Source organism: Bacillus sp. JKS001846, assembly GCF_900176455.1.
GTDB classification, from domain to species: domain Bacteria; phylum Bacillota; class Bacilli; order Bacillales; family Bacillaceae_G; genus Bacillus_A; species Bacillus_A cereus.
The window spans coordinates 1980862-2005799 of sequence record NZ_FWYG01000001.1; the positions used below are offsets into that span (position 1 = coordinate 1980862).

Genomic DNA, 24938 nt, shown 5'->3' on the forward strand with positions numbered 1-24938 from the left:
GATTGATGAGGGCTAATTATAGTTTTACTTTGTTATTTTTGCAAGGAAAGACCATCAAAATATGTTCTATAGTTACTAGAGAATTCAAAGTTGTTTTTTGCATCCCAATTAATAGACCAAGACATTAGGCCGCGGAATGCAGGATAGCCACTCTGGTTAGAAAGTTTATACTTTCCTCCGAATGGAACTCCTTTAATGATATAATTTAAAGCTTTTTTCATTTCAGTTGGCGAAATGTATCCACCACTTGGAGCTGCCGCTGGTGCTGCTGGAAGCCCAATCATGACTTGATCTGAACGAAGAGCTGGGAAAATGTTATTTGCATTACCACCTACAGGAAAACCATGTAAGAGCATATCTGCCATAGCGACCTCGTAGTCTGCAGTACCTTGATTGTAGTTATTACCGTCCATTCCAATCCCGCTACCAGCGTTGTAGTGTTGAACGTGAATGTATGTTAGTTTATCTTTCACTCCGTAAATAATTGGTAAATATGCACCCCATATGCTTCCATATGCGCTATATCCGCCTTGAACATAAGCTGTTTCAGGGGCCATGCTTAATAGAAAATCTGGACCATAATGATCTGAGATTGTTCGAATAGCTGAAATAAGATTTACGATTTGAGGGGTAGTTGGGTTTTTGAAGTTAGTGTCATTTCCGTTTAAGTAAATACCTGATTCAAGGTCAATATCTATTCCGTCAAAACCGTATTTATCGATCAGAGATTGTATGGAATTAATAAAACGATCCTTAGCGGCATTGTCAGGAAGTAAAACGACCCCATTTTGTCCACCTATTGAAAGAACTATTTTCTTTCCTTTACTTTTTAAATAAGAAATATCTGATTTGAATTCTGCATCTGTACCATACACAGGAGAAAATTCAACAGTGGAACGATCACCACCAGTTTCACCAAAAGATACATTGATTACATCCCATTTTGGTGAAACGTCTTTTAATTTAATAATGCCAGTACCGTTATCAAAATTATGCCAGTATCCAACGAGTAATTTTGAACCTAAATTGTTTGCTGCTTGTGCTTGGAAAGGGGATAACGGTAGAAGTAAGAACATTACTAAAATACAACAAAAAAATTTGAACTTGTTTAACATATCAACACTCCTATACAAAAAGTTGTCTAGATGTATAATCTTGTTTATTTAATAATATCTGAAAATTCTTTCTTTTGTAAAGGGACTATAATTTTCTCAACAATTGTGTATGGGAAAGTATTAAACCTAATGTAATAATTTTTGAAGGAGGTTGAATTTTAATTGTTGAATTCAGAATATTTTGATATATTTTAAAGTATAGGACAAAATCTTTCGCACAGTACTCTTACATAAATTTCAAAATTTAGTTTGGAAGGGGATGTACAAGATTTGGATAAAAATCTAAAGAAAGACCTCAAAATACGCCACATTACAATGATTTCAATTGGCGGTGTAATAGGGGCTGGTTTGTTTGTTGGAAGTGGTGCAGTTGTACATTCGGCAGGACCAGGTTCTATCGTTTCATATGCATTAGCAGGACTTCTAGTCATTTTCGTCATGAGAATGCTAGGAGAAATGGCAGCTGTTAATCCGACAAGTGGTTCATTTGCAACGTATGCAAGAGAAGCGATTGGTCCTTGGGCGGGTTATACAATAGGCTGGTTATACTGGTTTTTTTGGGTAATTGTTATTGCAATAGAAGCCACAGCAGGTGCTGGTATTATCCAATATTGGATTCCACAAATACCGCTTTGGTTATTAAGTTTAATATTAACAATTTTATTAACGCTGACGAACGTTTTTTCGGTGAAATCATTTGGAGAGTTTGAATATTGGTTTTCTTTTATTAAAGTAATAAGTATTGTTTTGTTCCTTTGTCTAGGTCTTGCTGTTATTTTAGGATTTGTTCCAGGAACAGAAGCACCCGGCACTTCGAATTTAATTGGACAAGGTGGATTTATGCCAAACGGTATAAGTTCGGTACTGCTTGGAATTACTGTCGTTATATTTTCATTTATGGGATCAGAAATTGTAGCGGTAGCCGCAGGTGAATCTGCAGAACCTGTAAAAGCAGTAAAAACAGCAACAAACAGTGTGATTTGGCGTATTCTTGTATTTTTTATTGGGTCTATAGCGGTAGTTGTTACGCTACTGCCATGGAATTCAGCAAACATATTAAAAAGTCCATTTGTAGCTGTATTGGAACATATAGGAATACCAGCTGCGGCACAAATTATGAATTTTATCGTTTTAACAGCTGTACTCTCTTGTTTAAATTCGGGTTTATATACAAACTCAAGAATGCTTTTTTCGATGGCAGAAAGAGGAGATGCTCCAAAGGCGTTTTTGAAATTGAACAGTAGTGGTGTTCCAGTTCGGGCCGTTTTATTTGGAACTTTCTTCGCTTATATTGGCGTTGTGTTTAGTTACATTTCTCCAGATAAAGTCTTTTTGTTTTTAGTGAATGCATCTGGCGGGATTGCGTTACTAGTTTATCTCGTTATTGCAGTTTCGCATTTAAAGATGCGTAAAAAAATGGGGAAAGTGGAACAACAAAATTTGAAAGTGAAAATGTGGCTTTTTCCGTATGTAACGTATGTTACAATTGTTGCTATTATAGCAGTTTTAGTTGCGATGTTCGCAATTGATACTTTACGTTCACAAGCACTTTTAACAATGTTTGTTACTGTTCTTATCATACTTTCTTATTTTATTTTTAATAGAAATAAAAATAGCACAGTTTTGAATCCTAAAAGTAAGAATGAGGAATCTGTTCGATTCTAATTTTCGAAGAGAGTTACACCCAGTCATTGCTATAAAAGAATCATATATAATCATAGAAACAAGTAATTACTATTGTCATAGTGGATATAAACTTTTTTCTTGACTTTTTATACGAAGGCGAGCAAAATGGTAAAAAAGGAAGGGGGGGATGATAATGGAAGAGTACGTATTAGAGCTGTATAACCTGTTATATACGACAGAATGGCAAGATATTGTTTCGTTTCTAGGAATCGTATTTTGCATGAAAATTGTAATTGTATATATGGAAGAGCAAGGTATGTTCTATTCCTTCTCATCCCCGTTCGATATGCAGCGCGAGCCGTTGCTAAACTATGCCAATGTGAATTACGAACAAATTCCTTTTGTTATTTTCTTTATGATTCGATTTATTACAGCAATTGTAAGGAAAAAGGAAAGTGACGATGAAGAGTGCCACTCAACTTGTAATATAGCGAATGTTTTTTAAGCTAAATACAAGGAGGAGATTTATATGTGGTTTCGATTTCTTATGATTGGTTTCTTTTCATTAACAGCAATTTCTTTAATGGGATATCAAGTGTCTGAAATTTTTCAAGCATATAGCGATACATTTTTTAACAAAAACTAATCGCGTTGCTATTTGAATAATAAAGCGATAAAATCCTTCTTAAGAAGTTTTATTAAGAAGGATTTTTTCTTTGTCTTATCTTGCTGTGTCAAACTATTGTCACATTTACACTGTGAATAGTATGTTAAAATAGTGAGGTTACGTATACATATTTGAAGGAAGAGGGAGTGACCATTTTGGTGGATCAATCAACAAATCAGAAAAGCTATGCTCCTATTGTGATAACGCTTTCTGTAATTGTAAATGCGATTATTTTATTTTTGTTCTTTGGACCTGTTGGCTATGAAGGAGAATTACATTTTGATGTAACAATTTTACCAATGTTAAATGCAATTTTTAATAGCTTTACGTTCGTATTCTTATTAGCAGCTCTATACTCTATTATTAAGAAGAATGTGAAAATGCACCGTGGTTTCATCCTGGCAGCATTTACAACGACGTTGCTATTTTGTGTTTCTTATTTATCTTATCATTACTTAGCGCCAGCAACACATTTTGGCGGAGAAGGATTCATTAAATATGTGTATTTCATCATTTTAATTACACATATTATCCTGGCGGCAATTATTGTACCGCTTGCATTGTTTGCACTTGTATTTGGTTTTACAAATCAATTAACACGTCATCGTAAAATTGTACGTTGGACGATGCCGATTTGGTTATATGTAAGTTTATCTGGTGTTATTGTTTACTTAATGATCTCACCTTATTACCAATAAAAAATCTCAGCCTGTAGGCTGGGATTTTTTTATTAAGCAAATATTTTTGTGAAATGAAAAAAATATGGTATACAAAAGTATAGTTGCTTTTCATATAGAAGGGATGGTAAAGGAATATGCAAAATTTTGTATTTCGTAATCCAACGAAACTTATTTTCGGTAAAGGTCAATTAGAGCAGTTAAAAACTGAAATTCCACAGTTCGGTAAAAAAGTTCTTCTCGTATACGGGGGAGGCAGCATTAAAAGAAACGGTATTTATGATAATGTAATTTCTATTTTAAAGGATATAAATGCAGAAGTATTTGAATTGACAGGTGTTGAACCGAATCCACGTGTATCAACTGTAAAGAAAGGGATTCAAATTTGTAAAGAAAATGGTGTTGAATTTATTTTAGCAGTTGGTGGAGGAAGTGTGATCGACTGTACGAAGGCAATTGCAGCTGGTAGTAAGTACGATGGAGATGTATGGGATATTGTAACGAAAAAAACATTTGCTAATGAGGCATTACCATTTGGTACTGTACTTACTCTTGCAGCAACAGGATCTGAAATGAATGCAGGCTCGGTAATTACAAACTGGGAAACGAATGAAAAGTATGGATGGGGTAGCCCGGTTACTTTCCCGCAGTTTTCAATTTTAGATCCAGTTCATACTACTTCTGTACCGAAAGATCAAACAATTTACGGTATGGTAGATATTATGTCGCACGTATTAGAACAATATTTCCATCATGGAACGAATACAGAACTACAAGATCGTTATTGTGAAGCTGTTTTAAAAACAGTAATTGAGACAGCACCTAAGCTTTTAAGTGATTTAGAAAATTATGAGCATAGAGAAACTATTTTATATTGTGGTACTATGGCGTTAAACGGCATTTTAGCGATGGGAGTAAAAGGAGATTGGGCGACTCATAATATTGAGCATGCAGTTTCTGCTGTTCATGATATACCACACGGGGGTGGCCTTGCGATTTTATTCCCGAACTGGATGAAACATGTTGTAGAGGAAAATGTAAGTCGTTTTAAACAGTTCGCTATTCGTGTATTTGATATAGAAACAGATGGCAAAACAGATAAAGAAGTGGCTTTAGAAGGAATTAAGGCGCTGCGTCAATTTTGGACTTCAATTGAAGCGCCAGCAACATTAGCTGATTACGGTATTGGAGAAAATGAAATTGATATAATGGCTAATAAAGCGATGGCGTATGGTGAATTTGGTAACTTTAAAAAATTAAATAAAGATGATGTTTTAAGTATATATAAAGCTTCTTTATAAGTGAATTTAGAAAAGAAACCTATTTGATTGTTTAATCGAATAGGTTTCTTTTTACTGTTTATAAATGTTTATGGGTGTTTTTGATTATTTTTGATTGTTTGTGGTTGATTTTTGTGACCGTTTTCATTATACTGTAATCAAAGAAGAGGTGAATAAAATGTTAACTCCTGAACGTCATCAAATGATATTGCAACTTGTAAAAGAACAGAAAGTTGTAAAATTACAGCAATTAGTTGAAAGAACAGAAAGCTCTGAGTCGACAATTCGCCGTGATTTAGCACAATTGGAAAAGCAAAGGTTATTAAAAAGAGTTCATGGTGGTGCCGCTGTTTTAACAGGAAAAGGGCAAGAACCAACGATGGTTGAAAAATCATCCAAAAACATTCAAATAAAACAACAAATTGCTAATTATGCGGCTAGCGTTATTGAACAAGGTGATTGTATTTATTTAGATGCAGGAAGTACAACATTTGAAATGATTCCATTTTTAATAAATAAAGATGTGACTGTCGTTACGAATGGACTTATGCATATTGAAGCTTTAGTTGAAAATAATATTCGTGCGTATTTACTAGGTGGAATGATGAAGAGTAGGACGAAAGCTTTAATCGGTGCTATGGCACAGGAAAGTATGCAGAAGTATCGTTTTGATAAATGTTTTTTAGGTGCAAATGGTGTACATGAACAGCTTGGCTTTACAACGCCAGATCCAGAAGAAGCGCTCTTAAAACAAATGGCATTAACATTAGCAAACGAAGGATATTTCTTAATTGATGAAAGTAAGTTTTCAGAAGTTGCATTTGCGAAAATTGCAAATGTTGAAGAAGCAAATATTATTACAAACCATTTAGAAATTGATTTAGAAAAATATAAAAGACAAACCAATGTAATTGAGGCTGATAAACAATGATCTATACAGTTACTTTAAACCCATCTATTGATTATGTAGTACAAGTTAATTCCTTTGATTTAGGCGCAGTCAATCGAGCAGAGAAAGATATGAAGTTTCCTGGAGGAAAAGGGATTAATGTTTCTCGCGTTCTCCATCGTTTAGGTGTGGAAAATATAGCACTTGGATTTACTGGTGGATTCACCGGTCAATTTATTAAAGGTGTATTACAGGCGGAAGGCGTAATGACAAACTTCATCCAAGTAGACGGAGATTCCCGAATTAATGTGAAAATAAAAGGACAAGAAGAGACAGAATTAAATGGGCAAGGTCCTAATGTGACAAATGAGCAATTTGAACAATTAATGAAACAAATCGAAAGTATGAAGCAGGGAGATTGCGTTGTGCTAGCTGGAAGTGTACCTGCATCTATCCCAACTACCTTTTATGAATCAATCGCAGCGCTCGGAGCTGAAAAAGGTATTCGAGTAGTAGTCGATGCGAGTGGAAGTGCACTGCAGCATGTAATTAAAAATAAGCCATTTTTAATTAAGCCAAACCATCATGAACTTGGTGAGTTGTTTGGAGTGGAGCTTTCAACAGTAGAGGACGTTTTACCTTATGGAAGAAAATTAATTGAACAAGGTATAAAACACGTTATCGTATCGATGGCTGGAGAGGGAGCTTTATTATTTACGGCAGAAGGTATATATGAAGCGACTGTTCCAAAAGGTGTTGTAATTAATTCAGTTGGGGCCGGAGATTCTCTTGTTGCAGGGTTTGTAGGCAAATATGAACAGACAAAAGATATTGAAAAGGCATTTCAATACGGCGTTGCAACAGGGAGTGCAACAGCATTTTCAGCTGATTTATGTAAGAAGGAAAAAGTAGAAGAATTATTGTCGCAAGTAATTGTAGCTAAGCGATAGGGGGAAGCAACATATGAAAATTACAGAACTATTAAAAAGAGATACAGTCATTATGGATTTGACAGCTTCAAATAAAGAAGCTGTCATAGATGAATTAGTTGAGAAATTAAATGGGGCAAATCGTTTAAATAGTAAAATGGAATTTAAAGAAGCTATTTTAAAGCGGGAGTCCCAAAGTACGACTGGAATAGGGGAAGGTATTGCAATACCTCATGCGAAGACAAAGGCTGTTAAACAACCATCGATTTGTTTTGGTAGAAGTGTAAGCGGTATCAATTATGAGTCGCTTGACGGACAGCCAGCACACTTATTCTTTATGATTGCTGCAAGTGAAGGAGCGAATAATACTCATTTAGAAACGTTGTCTCGTTTATCGACATTATTAATGGATGAAGGGTTTCGCAAGCAACTATTAGAAGCAAAGGATGAAAGTGAGCTTCTTCAACTATTTGATGAAAAAGAGAATGAAAAAGAAGAAGAGATTGAAGTCGCCAAACCAGAAGGAAATGAACCGTACGTATTGGCAGTTACGGCTTGCCCAACTGGAATCGCTCACACGTATATGGCCGCAGATAGCTTGAAAGCAAAAGCAGCAGAGCTAGGAATCGCAATTAAAGTTGAAACGAACGGATCAACAGGTATAAAAAACGGTTTAACAAAAGAAGACATTGAACGAGCAACAGCTATTATTGTTGCGGCGGATAAACAAGTAGAAATGAATCGTTTTGCTGGTAAACATGTCATTCAAGTACCAGTCGCTGATGGGATTAGAAAAACGGAAACACTTCTTAATCGAGCTGTAAAGCAAGATGCACCAATCTTTAAAGGTGTAAAAGAAGATGGAAAGGCAGAAAGTACGGAAAAAGAAAAAGGATTAGGAATTTATAAGCATTTAATGAATGGCGTAAGTAATATGCTTCCGTTCGTTGTTGGCGGCGGGATTTTAATAGCGCTAGCGTTTTCGTTTGGTGGTATAAAGGCGGAAGGTCCTTTAGCTGAATTGTTCATGTCAATTGGTGGAGGAAAAACAGGTGCGTTTTTATTCCTTGTACCAATTTTAGCTGGATTTATTGCAAGTTCTATTGCTGATCGTCCTGGTTTTATGCCTGGTGTTGTAGGTGGATTTTTAGCGGCGAATGCGAATGCTGGCTTTTTAGGTGGATTAATTGCTGGTTTCTTAGCTGGATATGTTGTTTTAGGGTTGAAAAGATTATTTTCAGGACTACCAGTACAATTAGAAGGAATTAAACCTGTTTTGTTATATCCAGTCTTTGGATTATTGATTACAGGAGTTGTAATGCAAAAAGCAGTGATTCCGCCTGTAGTAGCATTAAATGAAATGTTGACAGGGTGGTTAAATGGTTTAAACGGTACGAATGCTATATTACTAGGTCTTATTTTAGGTGGTATGATGGCAATTGATATGGGTGGTCCAATTAATAAAGCGGCGTTTACGTTTGGTATTGCTGCAATAGAAGCACAGAATTTTGGAGTGCACTCAGCAGTTATGGCTGGTGGTATGGTACCGCCACTTGCGATTGCATTTGCAACTACATTCTTTAAATCAAAGTTTACAGAAGCGGAACGTAAATCTGGTTTAACAAATTATATTATGGGAGCATCGTTCATTACAGAAGGTGCGATTCCGTTTGCAGCTGCAGATCCGGTTCGAGTAATCGTAAGTTGTGTTGTTGGTTCAAGTATTGCAGGTGCGTTATCTATGTTATTCCAAATTACATTACCAGCACCGCATGGTGGATTATTTGTAATAGCGTTAGTAAATAAACCGTTACTATATATTTTCTCTATATTAATTGGAACGATTGTCTCGGCTATTATGCTAGGTGTTTGGAAAAAGAAAGTTCAATAACAAATGAAAAGAGAGCAGCTTTTAGTAGCTGCTCTCTTTTTATTACAAAAAAATAGGTTAACAATTAAATATTGATGTTTTTTGGTAAAAGATGTAACGAATTGTGAATTTTTTGTAACAAAAAAGTAACACTGTAATTTTTTCTGGAAAAAAGTTCTTGTGCTCGTATATGAAAAATATATGAAAACCACTGGAGATTGTATGAGAAATACATTTTATTAATATGGAAATTTATGTTACAACTCGTTAATCGTATATTACGAATGCTTTGTAATTGTGTGATTTCTAAAAATTCTAAAAATCTGTTGCTATAATGAAAATACGAAAACAAAGCAAATGGAGGCTATTCATGAAAAAATTATTAGGTATAGCAACAGCAGCAGTTTTTGGTCTTGGGATTTTTGCGGGTTCTGCTAAAGCGGAAACAATTGTAACAACAGACGTATTAAATGTTAGAGAAAACCCAAATGTAGAGTCAAAGCTTGTAGGTAAAGTGTTAAGTGGGAATACACTAGATGTTATAAATACAGAAAATGGATGGACAAAAATTAAGTTGAACGGTAAGGAAGCGTTTGTAAGTGCCGATTTTACAAAGAGCACATATTATGTAACGGCGGGCGTATTAAATGTTCGTGCTGGAGCGAATACTGATTCTGAAATTTTAGGTAAACTTAATAAAAATGATGTGATTGAAACGACGAATCAAGTTCAAAATGAATGGTTACAATTCGACTACAATGGAAAAGTTGGATATGTTCACGTGCCATTTTTAACAGGAACAGCACCTGTAATCGAAAAGAAAGAGGTTGTAGCTCAAGAAGAAGCGCCAGCTAGAACAAATACGCCGGTTAAAAATAATACAGTAGTTAAGAATAAAGAGTCTGTTAAGAGTAACGATTCTATTAAGAATGTAGAATCAAGTAAACCTGTGGTAAAAGAAAAACCGGCTGCAAAACCAGTTGCAAAATCTACTGAAACAAGTGCGCCTACTGGTGGTCGTGAAATTACAGTAGAAGCGACGGCATATACAGCAGATCCGAGTGAGAATGGTTCGTATGGTGGTCGTGTATTAACTGCAATGGGGCATGATTTAACAGCAAATCCAAATATGAAAGTAATTGCTGTTGATCCGAAAGTAATTCCGCTTGGATCAAAAGTATGGGTAGAAGGATATGGAGAAGCGATTGCTGGAGACACTGGTGGTGCGATTAAAGGAAATCGTATTGATGTATTAGTCGGTTCAGATGGTAGTGCTAATAGCTGGGGGCGTAAATCTGTAAAAGTGAAAGTTATACAATAGGTTATCGATATTAATATAAAAAGCGGTTGCTTGAAATTATGTAAGCAGCCGCTTTTTATGGATTATTGAAATGGATAAATAGTTTTACCTGTAATAATTTTATATGCACTGCAAAATTGCGTTTGTATATATTCTGTATTTTTATTTTCTGGATGTAATGTTGTTTCATGGAGGGTAGAATGAAAAGCCCGTAGTAAACAATTTAGGGCGAAGTATAATTCCTCTTGTGAACAATTTTGTTCTTTTATAGAAGTAGCTAAAATGAGGTCTTTTGTCAAAGATGAAAAATTGATGGTGGATTGTTTCATAGTTAACTCATCCTCTCGAAACTATTTTTATCATGTATATGCAGAATTGGACAAACTATGTTCTTTTTTCTGTGTAATTTCATGTACCGAAATGAAAGAACTTGCAATCATGCCGTTAAAATTGGTAAGATTGGGTATAATCAATAGATGGAGTATATTACATAAAGAGAGTTGAATGATATGGGAGAAGTGCAACGTGAAAAAGTTGCTGTCATCATTGGACCAACTGCTGTTGGAAAGACGAAGTTAAGTATCGATCTTGCCAAAGCGTTGAACGGTGAAATTATTAGTGGTGATTCCATGCAGATCTATCGAACGATGGATATTGGAACTGCAAAGGTAACAAAAGCAGAGATGGACGGAATTCCACATTATATGATCGATATAAAAAATCCGGAAGATTCATTTTCTGTCGCGGAATTTCAAGAACGTGTTCGCAAGCATATTCGAGAAATTACAGAACGTGGTAAATTACCAATTATAGTTGGTGGGACCGGTCTTTATATACAATCTGTTTTATTCGATTATCAGTTTACAGATGATGCTGGTGATGTGATATACCGAGAGCAAATGGAAAAGTTAGCTTTAGAACGCGGTGTGGAATATGTACATAAAAAATTGCAAGAAGTAGATCCAGAAAGTGCGGAGCGTATTCACGCAAATAATGTACGACGTGTCATTCGGGCGTTAGAAATTTTCCACACGTCGGGTGAAAAAATGAGTGAACAAATTGAGAAACAAGAAAAAGAGTTACTCTATGATGTTTCATTAATTGGCTTGACAATGGATCGAGAAATGCTATACGATCGCATTAACTTACGAGTGGATTTGATGATGGAACAAGGCCTATTAGAGGAAGTAGAAGGGCTGTATAATAGAGGGATACGAGATTGTCAATCTATTCAAGCGATTGGATATAAAGAAATCTATGATTATTTTGAGAATCGAGTTTCTTTAGAAGATGCGGTATCACAATTAAAGACGAATTCGCGTCGTTATGCAAAGCGTCAATTAACGTGGTTCCGTAATAAAATGGATGTCACGTGGTTTGATGTTACAAACGGTGAAAAAACGTCAGAAATTTTACGATACATAGAAGGAAAGTTACAAGTAAAGTCGAATAATAGTAAGTAGAGAAAAAGAGGAGGATTCGACATGAAGCAATCAATCAATATTCAAGATCAGTTTTTAAATCAACTCCGTAAAGAAAATACGTTTGTTACGCTGTACTTATTAAATGGTTTCCAGCTTCGTGGACTAATTAAAGGATTTGATAATTTTACAGTCCTGCTGGAAACAGAAGGTAAGCAACAGCTTATTTATAAACATGCAATTTCTACATTTGTACCACAAAAAAATGTTTCAATTGAATTAGAATAGTAATGAATTATTGTACATAACAAAAAAGAGCGAGTTTCCTCGCTCTTTTTTTATTTGTCATAAACAATATATAGTGAAATTTAAGCGATTCTAAATACAGTAAGGCGGATGTTAGTATTTCCTGTTGCAGGGATCGTAATCTCATTAAGTGTAGATTGGACAGAGATTCTTGCACCAGCTGCTAATGTTTCTATTGTAGTAAATGAAAGTGAGTCGCCTATTAAATTTGAAGAGAAATTATCAGTTGCGACTGCTCCATTAATTGAAATTCCTACTCCGAGTGGAGCGCATCCTGGCGCAGTTGTAGAAATGGATACGCTAATTACATAAATACCACCGTTAATAACAGTAACTGTATCTGTGCCGTTGAAGATAATATTGTTTACGTTAATTGCAGTACTAAAAATAAAATTATTAAATTGCAGTACTGTTTGCTGAATATTGTTTGTTACAACAATTGTTGCTATAGGGAAGCTAGGTCCAGTAGGCCCAGTAGGTCCGGTAGGTCCACCAGAAGGTCCAGTAGGTCCAGTAACTCCTATGCCAGTAGCGCCGGTAGCACCCGTTGGTCCTTGAATGCCTTGAGGCCCGGTAGCGCCTGTGTTACCTTGAACACCTTGAGGTCCAGTGGCACCAGTAGCGCCAGTAGCACCCGTGTTACCTTGAGCACCTTGAGGTCCAGTAGCACCAGTAGCGCCAGTAGCACCCGTGTTACCTTGAACACCTTGAGGTCCAGTGGCACCAGTAGCGCCGGTAGCGCCTGTGTTACCTTGAACACCTTGAGGTCCAGTGGCACCAGTAGCGCCAGTAGCACCCGTGTTACCTTGAGCACCTTGAGGTCCAGTAGCACCAGTAGCGCCAGTAGCACCCGTGTTACCTTGAACACCTTGAGGTCCAGTGGCACCGGTAGCGCCTGTGTTACCTTGAACACCTTGAGGTCCAGTAGCACCAGTAGCACCCGTGTTACCTTGAACACCTTGAGGTCCAGTAGCACCAGTAGCACCTGTGTTACCTTGAGCGCCTTGAGGTCCAGTAGCGCCAGTAGCACCTGTGTTACCTTGAACACCTTGAGGTCCAGTAGCACCAGTAGCGCCGGTAGCGCCTGTGTTACCTTGAACACCTTGAGGTCCAGTGGCACCAGTAGCGCCGGTAGCGCCTGTGTTACCTTGAACACCTTGAGGTCCAGTGGCACCAGTAGCACCTGTGTTACCTTGAACACCTTGAGGTCCAGTGGCACCAGTAGCACCTGTGTTACCTTGAACACCTTGAGGTCCAGTAGCACCAGTAGCACCTGTGTTACCTTGAGCGCCTTGAGGTCCAGTAGCGCCAGTAGCACCTGTGTTACCTTGAACACCTTGAGGTCCAGTGGCACCGGTAGCGCCTGTGTTACCTTGAACACCTTGAGGTCCAGTAGCACCAGTAGCGCCGGTAGCGCCTGTGTTACCTTGAACACCTTGAGGTCCAGTGGCACCAGTAGCGCCAGTAGCACCCGTGTTACCTTGAGCACCTTGAGGTCCAGTGGCACCAGTAGCACCCGTGTTACCTTGAGCACCTTGAGGTCCAGTGGCACCAGTAGCACCTGTGTTACCTTGAACACCTTGAGGTCCAGTAGCACCAGTAGCGCCGGTAGCGCCTGTGTTACCTTGAACACCTTGAGGTCCAGTGGCACCAGTAGCACCAGTAGCACCTGTGTTACCTTGAGCGCCTTGAGGTCCAGTGGCACCAGTAGCACCTGTGTTACCTTGAACACCTTGAGGTCCAGTAGCACCAGTAGCGCCGGTAGCGCCTGTGTTACCTTGAACACCTTGAGGTCCAGTGGCACCAGTAGCACCTGTGTTACCTTGAGCGCCTTGAGGTCCAGTAGCACCAGTAGCACCTGTGTTACCTTGAGCGCCTTGAGGTCCAGTAGCGCCAGTAGCACCTGTGTTACCTTGAGCGCCTTGAGGTCCAGTAGCGCCCGTGTTACCTCGAGGCCCAGTGGCACCGGTAGCGCCAGTAGCGCCCGTGTTACCTCGAGGCCCAGTGGCACCGGTAGCGCCAGTAGCGCCAGTATTACCTCGAGGCCCAGTAGCGCCAGTAGCGCCTGTGTTACCTTGAGGCCCAGTGGCACCGGTAGCGCCAGTAGCGCCCGTGTTACCTTGAGGTCCAGTGGCACCAGTGGCGCCCGTGTTACCTCGAGGCCCAGTGGCACCGGTAGCGCCAGTAGCGCCCGTGTTACCTTGAGGTCCAGTGGCACCAGTAGCGCCCGTGTTACCTTGAGGTCCAGTAGCGCCAGTAGCGCCCGTGTTACCTCGAGGTCCAGTGGCACCGGTAGCGCCAGTAGCGCCCGTGTTACCTCGAGGCCCAGTAGCGCCGGTAGCGCCCGTGTTACCTCGAGGCCCAGTAGCGCCGGTAGCGCCCGTGTTACCTCGAGGCCCAGTGGCACCAGTAGCGCCTGCTGGTCCAGTAGGTCCGGTAGGTCCTTGAATGAACGAAGCAGAATTAACTAGAGCAGTTTGTAATGCTGCTATTAATTTAAGGAGCTCTTGAAGTGTGCAAGGGTCAATTCGGAATAATTTTGTAATGTATAGTAAATAGTTAATGAGATTTTGAAGCTCAATAAATACAGCGCTTGCTACAAAGGTTGGATTTCTTAATATAGTTATTAAGTTTTTAATAATAGCTAACCCTTGTGCTTTCAGGGAGGAAGTAGCGTCTAGTGAACAAATAAATTTACTCAGTAGGTTCAATGTATCGATTAGGTCTTCAATATTTTGGGGAGATGGATTTGCGAAAAGTTTTGGGATTATTTTTGTTAAATCAATAATAATCGCACGAAATGTTCTAAGTTGAGCTTTAGTAATTGGGATTGATGGAGTATTCGGGATTCGTCCGGCGCTACTTGGAAAGCATGGTTTGGAGAATTTGTTTTGATTGTCGTTATAACGAGACATTAAATCTCTCCTTTCTCACGAAAATGTGAACGAAACTCATCATAGTAGATGCAGAAATTAGTTAAATGGTCATAGTAAAATCGTTTGTTTAAAGAAAAAATAGAAAAAACGCCTTACAATAAGGCGTTTTTTCTATTTTCTGCGTATTGATAATATCGCTTTAAGGAAATTTTTGATTTGAATCCAGCGAGTTTTATAATTTCTGATTCAGGAGTTTCTTTTTTTATTAAGTTTAAAATATAGGTGTTACGAAAATGTTGTCCTGAAATTCCTTTACGTAAATTGGCTCTAGCCACTTCGAGGCGAATCATTTTTTGTATAGCAATTTCCGTTAATGCCTTTGGTGCATCATTTTCATATACCCACCTGTATGTTCCACGGTTAAAATCGAATGCGACAAATAATGGATCATCACTATGGTATTTAGGACGAACTGGTTCTGGGATGCTTTTGTAATAATTATATAGTTGTTTTTTGTCTTCTTTTGCTAATGTAATTGTTCTTTCTACACCTGCGGTTGCTGGGATTGATAATGTATTAGTTTCAAAGTGAACGTGATGCATTGTTAATGCTGTAAGTTCCTGTAAGGATAAACCGTAGTCAATCAATAGATTTAAAATAGCAATATTGCGATCCATTAATAAGGGGCGCACAGGAAGTTGTTTTTCTGAAAGTCCTTCTAATGAAGTGACTATATACTTTAACCTTTTTTCTTCATCAGGTGAAATGAAATCTTCGTTACGAAGTGTACGGTCTGGTTGAATAGATATTTCCATATTCTTCAATGGATTAGGAATGTTTAGAAAATGATGCATTCTATTTAGTACAATAAATACACGATGCATCGTTTTTTCTGAGTAATGTCGATTCGTTTTTAAATCGGAAAAGTAATCTTCGTAGTCTTTTGTACAAAGTGTAGCCCATATATTACTGGAAGGGAGCTTTTTGTTTTTTTCTAACCAATGTCCGAAGTCTTCAATGTCATAAACATAACGTTTAATAGTTGAGGGTTTTCGGCCTTTATTCAATAAAAAAATAGAAAAGGCTTGTATTGTATCATGGAATTCCGTTGTCTCCATAGTCCCACCACCTTAATTATTTCTTATATTATAGCAAACTTTTCTGAAAATAGGCATTTACAAGGGGGACAGGAATAATAATATTTGGTGAGTGGATAAAATGAGGTGATTGTATGGAACAATCGATGCGAAAGAAAAACAACAATCAAATTAATATTGTGTTAAACCATCGAAAGAAAATTTCTTTGCCAGCCGCAGAAAATAAAACGGTAATTTCAAATGAAACTGCAATTAAACATGAAATGCTGCAGAGAATTGAAGAAGAGATGGGGAAGCTTGTTGGGATGGAGGATATAAAAAAGATAATAAAAGAAATATATGCTTGGATTTATGTGAATAAAAAAAGACAAGAAAAGGGATTGAAGTCAGAGAAGCAAGTACTTCATATGCTGTTTAAAGGGAATCCAGGTACAGGGAAGACAACTGTTGCTAGAATGATAGGAAAATTGCTGTTTGAGATGAATATTCTATCGAAAGGCCACTTGGTTGAAGCTGAACGTGCTGATCTTGTAGGAGAGTACATCGGCCATACAGCCCAAAAAACAAGAGATTTAATAAAAAAAGCAATGGGAGGTATTTTGTTTATTGATGAGGCGTATTCTTTAGCTCGAGGAGGAGAGAAGGACTTTGGAAAAGAAGCAATTGATACGCTTGTAAAACATATGGAAGATAAACAACATGGTTTTGTATTGATTTTAGCTGGATATTCAAGAGAGATGAATCACTTTCTTTCATTAAATCCAGGGCTTCAATCTCGTTTTCCATTTATTATTGAGTTTGCGGATTACTCGGTAAATCAGCTATTGGAAATTGGGAAGAGAATGTATGAAGATCGTGAATATCAGTTATCAAAAGAAGCTGAATGGAAATTTAGGGATCATTTACATGCGGTGAAGTATTCGTCGCAAATTACATCGTTTAGTAATGGGCGATATGTACGGAATATTGTTGAAAAATCAATTCGTACACAGGCGATGCGGTTGTTGCAAGAAGATGCGTATGATAAAAATGATTTAATTGGAATATCGAGTATGGATTTGATGCTCGAAGAGGAGACGCACAGTACATAAACTGTGCGTCAATTTTTGTGTATAAGTTCGTTTACTCTTTTTTTGCTTTTTCTTGGTGTGTTTTATGGAAGTGTTCCATTTTAGCGCTCTTTTCGTGTGCTGAATTAGGATCGTGTCCAAATTGATTTACTGAGCTTTTTTGAGCTCCTTTATTAACGTGGTTTGTCATTTGTATTCACCTCACTTTAAAAATTAGTATAAACATTATATAAAGAAAAAATCGTTAGAAAAGAAAAACCTCTTTACGATATGTAAAGAGGTTAGATTGCTATTTATGCATTGAACGTTCTTTCGTTTCGATACGTCTGTGCGGTAAATGCCATTTGTAATGAATAGAAACCATGCGGAAGCAAACAATTAAAATGAATAGAATGTAAAGAGCCCAATCGCTAACAATAATTTGAGCTCCAATTAAGAAACCTGCTAAAATTGTCCAAAAGGCATATACTTCAGCTCGAAGAACGAGAGGTTTTCTGCGGGCTAAAAGATCGCGAATGATACCGCCGCCGATACCAGTTAAAACAGCTGCTACAATTGTGGCGCTAATTGGTAAATTTAATTTTTGGGCATATAATGCTCCTTGTACAGCAAATGCCGATAAGCCGATAGCGTCAGTGATATTTTCCCACTTTTTCCAATGTCTAATTAACTTATTTGGAAAAAGAAAAATAATAGTCATTGATAAAAGTGCGATTTGGAATAACATGTCTTGTTGCCAAAACGCGACAATCGGATAACCGATTAATAAATTACGAAGGGCACCTCCCCCAAATGCGGTTGCCATTCCTAAAATATACACCCCGAAAATATCATAATCCTCTTCCATTGCAACAATGGCTCCGCTTAGTGCGAAAGCGATTGTGCCTATGATGCTAAAAATCTCCCATGCCATGAATTTTCTCCCCCGCTAACTAGATGAAATGTGCTTCCTCTGCTATTATATTAGAAGGTTTAAATTTCGAAAAGGATGAGTGAACATATTTGATGGAAGAAAAAGAAAAAGTCATATTAGTAGGCTGTCAATTGCCACAAGATGATGATGAAAAATTTATGCATTCCATGAAAGAGCTTGCATCACTAGCGAAGACTGCACGAGCAGAATTGTTAGTGTCAACAACGCAAAAACGACCAAAGTTTCATCCGGCAACTTACATAGGTAAAGGGAAATTAGAAGAGCTTACAATGTTAACTGAAGAGTTAGAGCCGGATGTTATTGTATTTAATAATGAATTAACGCCGAGTCAAATTCGGAATTTATCCTCAGTATTAGATGCGAGAGTAATTGATCGAACGCAACTAATACTGGATATTTTTGCGCAACGTGCGAAGTCGAGGGAAGGTAAGCTTCAAGTAGAATTAGCTCAGTTGCAATATACAATGCCGCGTCTTATGGGGCAAGGATTGTCCTTATCGCGTCTTGGTGGTGGTATTGGAACAAGAGGACCGGGTGAGACGAAATTAGAGACGGATCGTCGTCATATTCGATCGCGTATTGATGAAATAAAGAAACAACTTGCAGTTGTTGTGGAACATCGAAAAAGATATCGTGAGAGAAGAAAAGATAATAAAGTATTTCAAGTGTCATTAATAGGGTATACAAATGCAGGGAAATCGACACTGTTTAATAGATTAACGGAAGCTGATACGTTTGAAGAAAACCTTCTGTTTGCAACATTAGACCCAACGACAAGGAAGATGCCGTTACCTTCTGGTTATACAGTATTACTAACTGATACTGTTGGTTTTATACAAGATTTACCTACTTCATTAATCGCTGCTTTTCGTTCAACACTGGAAGAAGCGGGGGAAGCAGATGTCATTTTACATGTAGTTGATTCCGCGGATCCTAACTACATAGGGCATGAAAAAACAGTAAAAAGATTATTATCAGAACTTGAAATTAACCATATTCCTGTTATTACGTTATATAATAAAAAAGATGAATTACATCAAAACTTTATTCCGTTTCCGAAAAGTGATTTCTTAATGACTAGTGCTTTTGAAGAAAGTGATTTATTGCGTATAAAAGAAGCGATAGAAACGAAGATGAAGAAAGAAATGGATCGTTATCGAGTGGAAATCCCTCCGAGTGAAGGTAAGTTGTTAACGCTTTTAAAGACGGAAACTCTATTAGCAAAGATGGAGTTTCTAGAAGATAAATTTGTATATGATTGTGCAGGGTATATTTTTACTCATTCATCGCTTAATGTGCAATTAAAGAGATTTTTAGTGGAAGAAGGAGAAAATAAAAATGTTTGATCGTTTGAAAAATGGAGAAAAAATTGCTCCAATCGTAAAAGAAGTAGAGAGTCAGATTACAGAAGTACATAAACGTGCGGATGAAGTAATTGAAAGCAATCAGTTTCGTGTATTAGAAAGTTTTCGTAAACATAAAATTAGTGACTCGCATTTTATCCCGACAACAGGTTATGGTTATGATGATATTGGCCGTGATACGTTAGAAAAAGTGTATGCTGATGTATTTGGGGCGGAAGCTGGACTTGTTCGTCCGCAAATTATTTCAGGTACTCACGCTATCTCTACAGCGTTATTTGGTATTTTACGCCCGGGAGATGAGTTATTGTATATCACTGGGAAACCGTATGATACGTTAGAGGAAATTGTTGGTGTGCGTGGGAAAGGTGTAGGTTCATTTAAAGAATATAATATCGGTTACAATGCAGTTCCGCTAACTGAAGCTGGGCTTGTTGATTTTGAGGCTGTTGCAGCAGCGATTCATAATAATACGAAAATGATCGGTATTCAGCGCTCGAAAGGTTATGCTACTCGTCCATCGTTTACTATTTCTCAAATTAAAGAGATGATCGCGTTTGTTAAAGAAATTAAACCTGATGTTGTTGTGTTTGTAGATAACTGTTATGGCGAGTTTATTGAAGAGCAAGAGCCATGTCATGTTGGTGCAGATTTAATGGCGGGTTCGCTTATTAAAAACCCGGGCGGCGGAATTGTTAAAACTGGTGGTTATATTGTCGGGAAAGAACAGTATGTTGAAGCGTGTGCATATCGTTTAACATCTCCGGGAATTGGCGCGGAAGCTGGAGCGTCTTTATACAGTCTGCAAGAAATGTATCAAGGGTTCTTCTTAGCGCCACATGTTGCAGGACAAGCGCTGAAAGGTGCAATTTTTACAGCTGCGTTTTTAGAAAAGTTAGGAATGAACACGTCACCAGCGTGGAATGCACCAAGAACAGACTTAATTCAATCTGTTCAATTTGATGATAAAGACCGTATGATTGCCTTCTGCCAAGCGATTCAATATGCATCTCCAATTAATTCGCATTTTACTCCGTATGCAAACTATATGCCAGGCTATGAAGATGATGTAATTATGGCTGCGGGAACATTTATTCAAGGTGCAAGTATTGAATTGTCTGCTGATGGTCCAATTCGTCCGCCTTATGTTGCTTACGTCCAAGGTGGGTTAACTTATTCACATGTGAAGATTGCGATTTGTTCTGCAATTGATGCATTAATTGAAAAAGAATTATTAACAATTTCTTAAGGGGAAGCTGTCGATTTCGGCAGCTTTTTTCGTATAAAAGTAATGATTTATGCGATTAGAAAAAGAATGAAAAAATTCATAAAAAAAATTATAAAAAATCATGTAAGAAAATCTAACATCTATTGACACTAAACATAACATAGTATAAAATGAGAAGCAGTTAAGGCGAAGGAGGAACTGAAAAATGAAAGAAGATAGACGTTCTGCCCCGCTGTTTCCTATTGGTATTGTTATGGATTTAACACAATTGTCTGCACGTCAAATTCGCTACTATGAAGAGCATAATCTTGTTTCTCCAACCCGTACAAAGGGGAATCGTAGATTATTTTCATTTAACGATGTAGATAAGTTGTTAGAAATTAAAGATTTGTTAGATCAAGGCTTGAATATGGCTGGTATTAAACAAGTGTTACTAATGAAAGAAAATCAAACAGAAGCAGTGAAAGTAAAAGAAGAAACGAAAGAAATTTCAAAAACTGAGCTTCGCAAAATACTTCGAGATGAACTACAACATACAGGTAGATTCAATCGAACTTCATTGCGACAAGGTGACATTTCAAGATTTTTTCACTAAAGATAACTGATTCTGAAGGCGATTAGAGGGACTAAGGAGGAATTTATAATGTCTAGATACACAAAAGAAGATATTTTCCGTTTGGCGAAAGAAGAGAATGTAAAGTATATCCGTTTACAATTTACGGACCTTTTAGGGGTAATTAAAAACGTAGAGATTCCAGTGAGACAATTAACGAAAGCTCTTGATAACAAAATGATGTTTGATGGATCTTCGATTGAAGGTTTCGTACGTATTGAAGAATCTGATATGTATTTATATCCTGATTTAGACACTTGGGTAATTTTCCCTTGGACAGCTGAAAAAGGTAAAGTAGCTCGACTAATCTGTGATATTTACAATGCAGATGGCACTCCATTTGATGGAGACCCACGTAACAACTTAAAACGTGTGTTAAAAGAAATGGAAGCTTTAGGATTTTCAGACTTCAATCTTGGACCAGAGCCAGAATTCTTCCTATTTAAGGTTGATGAAAAAGGAAATCCAACATTAGAACTAAACGATAACGGTGGATACTTCGACCTTGCGCCGATGGATCTAGGGGAAAACTGTCGTCGTGATATCGTTCTTGAACTTGAAGAAATGGGATTTGAAATTGAAGCATCTCACCATGAGGTTGCTCCAGGGCAGCACGAAATTGACTTTAAATATGCAAATGCAATTCGCTCATGTGATGACATTCAAACATTCAAACTTGTTGTAAAAACAATTGCTCGTAAACATGGTTTACACGCAACGTTTATGCCAAAACCACTATACGGTGTGAACGGTTCAGGTATGCACTGTAACTTATCATTATTTAAAAATGGTGAGAACGTATTCTTTGATGCAAACGGTGACTTACAATTAAGTGATGATGCTCGTCACTTCATCGCAGGTATTTTAAAACATGCACCAGCATTTACAGCGATAGCAAACCCAACTGTAAACTCATACAAACGTCTAGTGCCTGGATATGAAGCGCCTTGTTACGTAGCATGGTCTGCACAAAACCGTAGTCCGTTAGTACGTATCCCTGCATCTCGTGGTATTAGTACACGCGTAGAAGTACGTAGTGTTGACCCAGCTGCAAACCCATATTTAGTAATGGCTACATTATTAGCTGCAGGTCTTGATGGAATTAAAAACAAATTAACTCCACCAGCAGCAGTAGATCGTAACATCTATGTAATGACAAAAGAAGAGCGCGAAGAAGCGGGTATCGTTGACTTACCAGCAACATTAGCGCAAGCATTAGTTACATTACAATCTAATGAAGTAGTATGCGGTGCACTAGGAGAACACTTACTTGAGCACTTCATCGAAGCGAAAGAGATTGAGTGGGATATATTTAGAACACAAGTTCACCAATGGGAACGCGATCAATATATGTCTCTATACTAAGAGGCTTGAACCCTTGATACAACTCGTATCAAGGGTTTTTTAATTCCCAATTATTACACTTTTATGTGCTTGCAAAATAAAAAAAGCCACATAAAAGCCACGAATTAATAACAAGTAGTGATATCATAGAAAAACATTATCAGATAAACGTAAGTTTTATATAATTTGTGAAATGAAAAAGCCTTGATACTACGGTATCAGGGCTTTTTTTAGCTTTTTTAAGTGAAGTTATTGGATTGTTTTTGATTTCCTTGGATCATTTTACTAAGAAAATTTTTTCGATAGAATCGATCTTCTCTTTTTTTAATTACTTGTGCTATAACTTAATAATTTTTTACTGCCTGTACGACGCGACCAATGATTTTTACGTCCTCATCTGCAAGGTTGTAAGTTTGTGGCTTGTGAATCGAATCATTACTCAATGGTATTAACGTAATGATACTTAGTTATAAAACAGTCTTATTCAGGGATTCGTCAGTTTATTTTCTAAATTTAGGCAATAAATATAGCTTAGTACCTTGCAATAAACAATACCGAGTGGTATATTATGGATAAGATAGGTACTGTGCATTGAACAGTACTAAGATAGGAAAGGAGGATGGCACTTGAACGTTCAGTTTAAAAAAGGTGTGCTTGAACTTTGTGTATTAGCACTTGTAAAACGTAAAGATAGTTACGGTTATGAACTTGTTCAGCAAATTTCTAATAAATTTTTAATATCGGAAGGGTCAGTATACCCTTTATTACGTCGTTTGACGAAAGAAGGGTATTTTCAAACGTATTTAAAGGAATCTACGGAAGGGCCACCTCGTAAATATTATCAATTAACAGAGCAAGGGGAGACGCAATTTCATTTGTTAGTAACAGAATGGTGTGATTTTGCGAAAGGGGTACAAGAAATTATTGAAGGGGTGGAATGGGATGAGTAAAGAAGGGTTTCTTAAAGAATTATCAAGTTATCTTAGAAAGTTACCAGAGGAAGAGAGGCAAGATATTTTATTGGATTATGAAGAGCACTTTCAGTTTGGACTAGAAGAGGGGAAAACTGAATCAGAAATAATACAAGGCCTTGGTTCTCCGAAAGTAATAGCGAAAGAATTACTTGCGATGTATCGCTTCGATGAAATGAAAAAAAATCCATCGACTTCAAATGTGACAAGAGCTGTTATGGCAGCGATTGGACTTAGTTTGTTTAATTTTATTATTGTGTTAGGACCGTTAGTCGCAATTATTGCTTTTATATTTTCTTTTTGGATCGGTGGTATTGCTAGTGTAGTAACACCATTTTTCGTTATTGGAAAAGTATTTATGGGTACTTTTATATGGTTGGATCTTTTCGTTAGTATAACGTTTGTTGGAGTAGGTTTATTGTTATGTATTATCGCTTTTTATAGTACAAAGTGGTTTAAGAGATTGTGTGTACGATATGTAATATGGAACTTCAAAATGATAAAAGGAGAGTAAATGATGAAAAAACTATTTTTAATCGCTATTGCTTGTATCATTATTGGAGTAATAGGAATTTCCCAAACATATGAAAAAGCAGTACAAACTGCTAAAAAAGGCGATAAAGAAAATGTAATTAAAAACGAAACATTAAAAAATATAGAAGTTAAGTTAGATGCCGGGGATATTATTGTCCAAAAATCTCCTGACTCTTCTTTTTATATCAAGCAATCAGGAGATGTACGTAAACAAGAGATTCGTATCGCAGAAGATGGTGACACATTAAAAGTTATTGGGGAAAGAGAAAAAGGTGCTTCATTTGATTTTTCTTTTTACGATTTTAGGTTTCAAACGTCTAAATTGACTCTCCTTGTGCCCGAACGCTCTTACCAAGATGTAAAAGTAAATTCATCTGCTGGACAAATCGAGATGAGTGATGTGAAAAGTGATAGCGTAAGTGTTAGAACACTTGCTGGAGAAGTAGAGTTGAAACAAATAACGGCTAAGAATGTGGAGGGATCGACAAAAGCTGGTGAGGTGAATTTTAAGAAGGTATTAGGGAAAGTGACCGCAAAAACAACAAGTGGGGAAATAAATATTCAAGATCATGATTCTAAGTATAATCTAGAAGCAAGTTCAACTGCGGGAGATATAGATATTACTTTATCGGAAAAACCACAAGATGCGGTAATTACTGGGCAAAGTGCTGCCGGAGATGTAACGATTTTTAATGAAGAAAATAAAAACGTAACAATTGGAAATGGTAGTAAAAAGATTAGTGGTAAAACGGCTGCTGGAGATGTGACGATTAAAACTCGTTAATAAGAAATAGAATGCATGGAAATCTATCAAAATACAAAAAAGAAGA

The 24938-nt window shown here is 37.3% G+C and carries 24 protein-coding genes and 1 pseudogene; 18 read left to right on the plus strand and 7 right to left on the minus strand.

Features of this window, described 5'->3' with window-relative positions:
* Window positions 1-32 precede the first annotated feature (32 nt).
* Window positions 33-1115 carry a chitinase gene (locus B9A45_RS10790; protein WP_000932439.1) on the minus strand — a complete coding sequence of 361 codons (1083 nt, stop codon included), beginning with the start codon at window positions 1113-1115 and terminating at the stop codon, window positions 33-35.
* Window positions 1116-1385: 270 nt separating this feature from the next.
* On the opposite strand from B9A45_RS10790, the gene gabP reads away from it, so the two are divergent.
* From gabP to entD, 8 genes are all read left to right on the plus strand, one after another.
* Window positions 1386-2780: a GABA permease gene (gene gabP / locus B9A45_RS10800; RefSeq protein ID WP_000360110.1), complete on the plus strand. Its 1395-nt coding sequence runs from the start codon at window positions 1386-1388 to the stop codon at window positions 2778-2780.
* Window positions 2781-2928: 148 nt separating this feature from the next.
* Window positions 2929-3246 carry a hypothetical protein gene (locus tag B9A45_RS10805; protein ID WP_103595474.1) on the plus strand — a complete coding sequence of 106 codons (318 nt, stop codon included), beginning with the start codon at window positions 2929-2931 and terminating at the stop codon, window positions 3244-3246.
* Between the two features lie 317 nt (window positions 3247-3563).
* Complete coding sequence (locus B9A45_RS10815; protein WP_000228314.1) at window positions 3564-4106, plus strand: DUF420 domain-containing protein; 543 nt, start codon at window positions 3564-3566, stop codon at window positions 4104-4106.
* A 116-nt stretch (window positions 4107-4222) separates the two neighbouring features.
* Window positions 4223-5386, plus strand: coding sequence for an iron-containing alcohol dehydrogenase (locus B9A45_RS10820; RefSeq protein ID WP_001179092.1), 1164 nt, complete (start codon window positions 4223-4225; stop codon window positions 5384-5386).
* A gap of 157 nt (window positions 5387-5543) precedes the next feature.
* Window positions 5544-6296, plus strand: a complete 753-nt coding sequence (locus B9A45_RS10825) for a DeoR/GlpR family DNA-binding transcription regulator (protein ID WP_000957286.1) — start codon at window positions 5544-5546, stop codon at window positions 6294-6296.
* Window positions 6293-7204 (plus strand): 1-phosphofructokinase, encoded by a 912-nt coding sequence (gene pfkB, locus B9A45_RS10830; RefSeq protein WP_000640830.1) that lies wholly within the window; start codon window positions 6293-6295, stop codon window positions 7202-7204. The genes B9A45_RS10825 and pfkB overlap by 4 nt, the downstream gene beginning before the upstream one ends.
* 13 nt (window positions 7205-7217) lie before the next feature.
* Window positions 7218-9074, plus strand: a complete 1857-nt coding sequence (locus B9A45_RS10835; RefSeq protein ID WP_000704595.1) for a PTS fructose transporter subunit IIABC — start codon at window positions 7218-7220, stop codon at window positions 9072-9074.
* Window positions 9075-9423: 349 nt separating this feature from the next.
* Window positions 9424-10374: a cell wall-binding protein EntD gene (gene entD / locus B9A45_RS10845; RefSeq protein ID WP_000734613.1), complete on the plus strand. Its 951-nt coding sequence runs from the start codon at window positions 9424-9426 to the stop codon at window positions 10372-10374.
* Window positions 10375-10436: 62 nt separating this feature from the next.
* Here the strand turns inward: entD and B9A45_RS10850 are convergent, their stop codons facing one another.
* Window positions 10437-10682, minus strand: a complete 246-nt coding sequence (locus B9A45_RS10850; protein WP_000814426.1) for a hypothetical protein — start codon at window positions 10680-10682, stop codon at window positions 10437-10439.
* Window positions 10683-10862: 180 nt separating this feature from the next.
* On the opposite strand from B9A45_RS10850, the gene miaA reads away from it, so the two are divergent.
* Together miaA and hfq are read left to right on the plus strand one after the other, a co-directional pair.
* On the plus strand, window positions 10863-11816 hold the full coding sequence (miaA, locus tag B9A45_RS10855; RefSeq protein WP_000504928.1) for a tRNA (adenosine(37)-N6)-dimethylallyltransferase MiaA: 954 nt from the start codon (window positions 10863-10865) through the stop codon (window positions 11814-11816).
* A 21-nt stretch (window positions 11817-11837) separates the two neighbouring features.
* Entirely contained in the window at window positions 11838-12062 is a 225-nt protein-coding gene (hfq, locus tag B9A45_RS10860) for an RNA chaperone Hfq (RefSeq protein WP_000813896.1), read from the plus strand.
* Window positions 12063-12142: 80 nt separating this feature from the next.
* Here hfq and B9A45_RS10865 read toward each other — a convergent pair whose 3' ends face one another.
* Complete coding sequence (locus tag B9A45_RS10865; RefSeq protein ID WP_084064026.1) at window positions 12143-14995, minus strand: Gly-Xaa-Xaa repeat protein; 2853 nt, start codon at window positions 14993-14995, stop codon at window positions 12143-12145.
* A 113-nt stretch (window positions 14996-15108) separates the two neighbouring features.
* Window positions 15109-16074, minus strand: a complete 966-nt coding sequence (locus B9A45_RS10870) for a tyrosine-type recombinase/integrase (RefSeq protein ID WP_000450319.1) — start codon at window positions 16072-16074, stop codon at window positions 15109-15111.
* Window positions 16075-16187: 113 nt separating this feature from the next.
* Between B9A45_RS10870 and spoVK the strand changes: the two genes are divergently transcribed.
* A complete protein-coding gene (spoVK, locus tag B9A45_RS10875; protein ID WP_000438175.1) occupies window positions 16188-17144 on the plus strand; it encodes a stage V sporulation protein K in 957 nt (318 codons plus the stop codon).
* Between the two features lie 31 nt (window positions 17145-17175).
* On the opposite strand, the gene B9A45_RS32145 is transcribed toward spoVK, so the two are convergent.
* Entirely contained in the window at window positions 17176-17313 is a 138-nt protein-coding gene (locus B9A45_RS32145) for a hypothetical protein (RefSeq protein ID WP_000181501.1), read from the minus strand.
* 99 nt (window positions 17314-17412) lie between these two features.
* Window positions 17413-18036 (minus strand): trimeric intracellular cation channel family protein, encoded by a 624-nt coding sequence (locus tag B9A45_RS10880; protein WP_000312267.1) that lies wholly within the window; start codon window positions 18034-18036, stop codon window positions 17413-17415.
* Window positions 18037-18128: 92 nt separating this feature from the next.
* On the opposite strand from B9A45_RS10880, the gene hflX reads away from it, so the two are divergent.
* The 4 genes from hflX (at window position 18129) to glnA (ending at window position 22624) form a co-directional block, all read left to right on the plus strand.
* Window positions 18129-19403 carry a GTPase HflX gene (gene hflX / locus B9A45_RS10885; RefSeq protein WP_000391395.1) on the plus strand — a complete coding sequence of 425 codons (1275 nt, stop codon included), beginning with the start codon at window positions 18129-18131 and terminating at the stop codon, window positions 19401-19403.
* On the plus strand, window positions 19396-20667 hold the full coding sequence (locus B9A45_RS10890; RefSeq protein ID WP_000460289.1) for a methionine gamma-lyase family protein: 1272 nt from the start codon (window positions 19396-19398) through the stop codon (window positions 20665-20667). The genes hflX and B9A45_RS10890 overlap by 8 nt, the downstream gene beginning before the upstream one ends.
* A gap of 184 nt (window positions 20668-20851) precedes the next feature.
* A complete protein-coding gene (gene glnR, locus B9A45_RS10895) occupies window positions 20852-21241 on the plus strand; it encodes a transcriptional repressor GlnR (protein WP_000656783.1) in 390 nt (129 codons plus the stop codon).
* Window positions 21242-21289: 48 nt separating this feature from the next.
* A complete protein-coding gene (gene glnA, locus B9A45_RS10900; RefSeq protein WP_000092763.1) occupies window positions 21290-22624 on the plus strand; it encodes a type I glutamate--ammonia ligase in 1335 nt (444 codons plus the stop codon).
* Window positions 22625-22947: 323 nt separating this feature from the next.
* On the opposite strand, the pseudogene B9A45_RS10905 reads toward glnA, so the two are convergent.
* A pseudogene (locus B9A45_RS10905) lies at window positions 22948-23067 on the minus strand (LexA family transcriptional regulator); the annotation flags it as partial.
* Window positions 23068-23229: 162 nt separating this feature from the next.
* Between B9A45_RS10905 and B9A45_RS10910 the strand changes: the two are divergent.
* From B9A45_RS10910 to B9A45_RS10920, 3 genes are read left to right on the plus strand one after another with little or no spacing between them, the layout of a single operon-like run.
* Window positions 23230-23553 carry a PadR family transcriptional regulator gene (locus B9A45_RS10910; protein WP_001102627.1) on the plus strand — a complete coding sequence of 108 codons (324 nt, stop codon included), beginning with the start codon at window positions 23230-23232 and terminating at the stop codon, window positions 23551-23553.
* Window positions 23546-24088: a DUF1700 domain-containing protein gene (locus B9A45_RS10915; protein ID WP_000031383.1), complete on the plus strand. Its 543-nt coding sequence runs from the start codon at window positions 23546-23548 to the stop codon at window positions 24086-24088. Before B9A45_RS10910 ends, B9A45_RS10915 begins: the two co-directional genes overlap by 8 nt.
* Entirely contained in the window at window positions 24089-24892 is an 804-nt protein-coding gene (locus tag B9A45_RS10920; RefSeq protein WP_000976240.1) for a DUF4097 family beta strand repeat-containing protein, read from the plus strand. It begins immediately after the preceding gene.
* Window positions 24893-24938 lie beyond the last annotated feature (46 nt).

Coding starts and splice junctions, on each gene's coding strand:
- B9A45_RS10890 (WP_000460289.1), top strand. CDS start 19,396: ATGTTTGATCGTTTGAAAAATGGAGAAAAAATTGCTCCAATCGTAAAA.
- B9A45_RS10835 (WP_000704595.1), top strand. CDS start 7,218: ATGAAAATTACAGAACTATTAAAAAGAGATACAGTCATTATGGATTTG.
- hflX (WP_000391395.1), top strand. CDS start 18,129: ATGGAAGAAAAAGAAAAAGTCATATTAGTAGGCTGTCAATTGCCACAA.
- B9A45_RS10820 (WP_001179092.1), top strand. CDS start 4,223: ATGCAAAATTTTGTATTTCGTAATCCAACGAAACTTATTTTCGGTAAA.
- entD (WP_000734613.1), top strand. CDS start 9,424: ATGAAAAAATTATTAGGTATAGCAACAGCAGCAGTTTTTGGTCTTGGG.
- B9A45_RS10920 (WP_000976240.1), top strand. CDS start 24,089: ATGATGAAAAAACTATTTTTAATCGCTATTGCTTGTATCATTATTGGA.
- hfq (WP_000813896.1), top strand. CDS start 11,838: ATGAAGCAATCAATCAATATTCAAGATCAGTTTTTAAATCAACTCCGT.
- B9A45_RS10790 (WP_000932439.1), bottom strand. CDS start 1,115: ATGTTAAACAAGTTCAAATTTTTTTGTTGTATTTTAGTAATGTTCTTA.
- B9A45_RS10880 (WP_000312267.1), bottom strand. CDS start 18,036: ATGGCATGGGAGATTTTTAGCATCATAGGCACAATCGCTTTCGCACTA.
- B9A45_RS32145 (WP_000181501.1), bottom strand. CDS start 17,313: ATGACAAACCACGTTAATAAAGGAGCTCAAAAAAGCTCAGTAAATCAA.
- B9A45_RS10915 (WP_000031383.1), top strand. CDS start 23,546: ATGAGTAAAGAAGGGTTTCTTAAAGAATTATCAAGTTATCTTAGAAAG.
- B9A45_RS10870 (WP_000450319.1), bottom strand. CDS start 16,074: ATGGAGACAACGGAATTCCATGATACAATACAAGCCTTTTCTATTTTT.
- B9A45_RS10850 (WP_000814426.1), bottom strand. CDS start 10,682: ATGAAACAATCCACCATCAATTTTTCATCTTTGACAAAAGACCTCATT.
- glnR (WP_000656783.1), top strand. CDS start 20,852: ATGAAAGAAGATAGACGTTCTGCCCCGCTGTTTCCTATTGGTATTGTT.
- B9A45_RS10825 (WP_000957286.1), top strand. CDS start 5,544: ATGTTAACTCCTGAACGTCATCAAATGATATTGCAACTTGTAAAAGAA.
- miaA (WP_000504928.1), top strand. CDS start 10,863: ATGGGAGAAGTGCAACGTGAAAAAGTTGCTGTCATCATTGGACCAACT.
- B9A45_RS10805 (WP_103595474.1), top strand. CDS start 2,929: ATGATAATGGAAGAGTACGTATTAGAGCTGTATAACCTGTTATATACG.
- glnA (WP_000092763.1), top strand. CDS start 21,290: ATGTCTAGATACACAAAAGAAGATATTTTCCGTTTGGCGAAAGAAGAG.
- B9A45_RS10865 (WP_084064026.1), bottom strand. CDS start 14,995: ATGTCTCGTTATAACGACAATCAAAACAAATTCTCCAAACCATGCTTT.
- spoVK (WP_000438175.1), top strand. CDS start 16,188: ATGGAACAATCGATGCGAAAGAAAAACAACAATCAAATTAATATTGTG.
- pfkB (WP_000640830.1), top strand. CDS start 6,293: ATGATCTATACAGTTACTTTAAACCCATCTATTGATTATGTAGTACAA.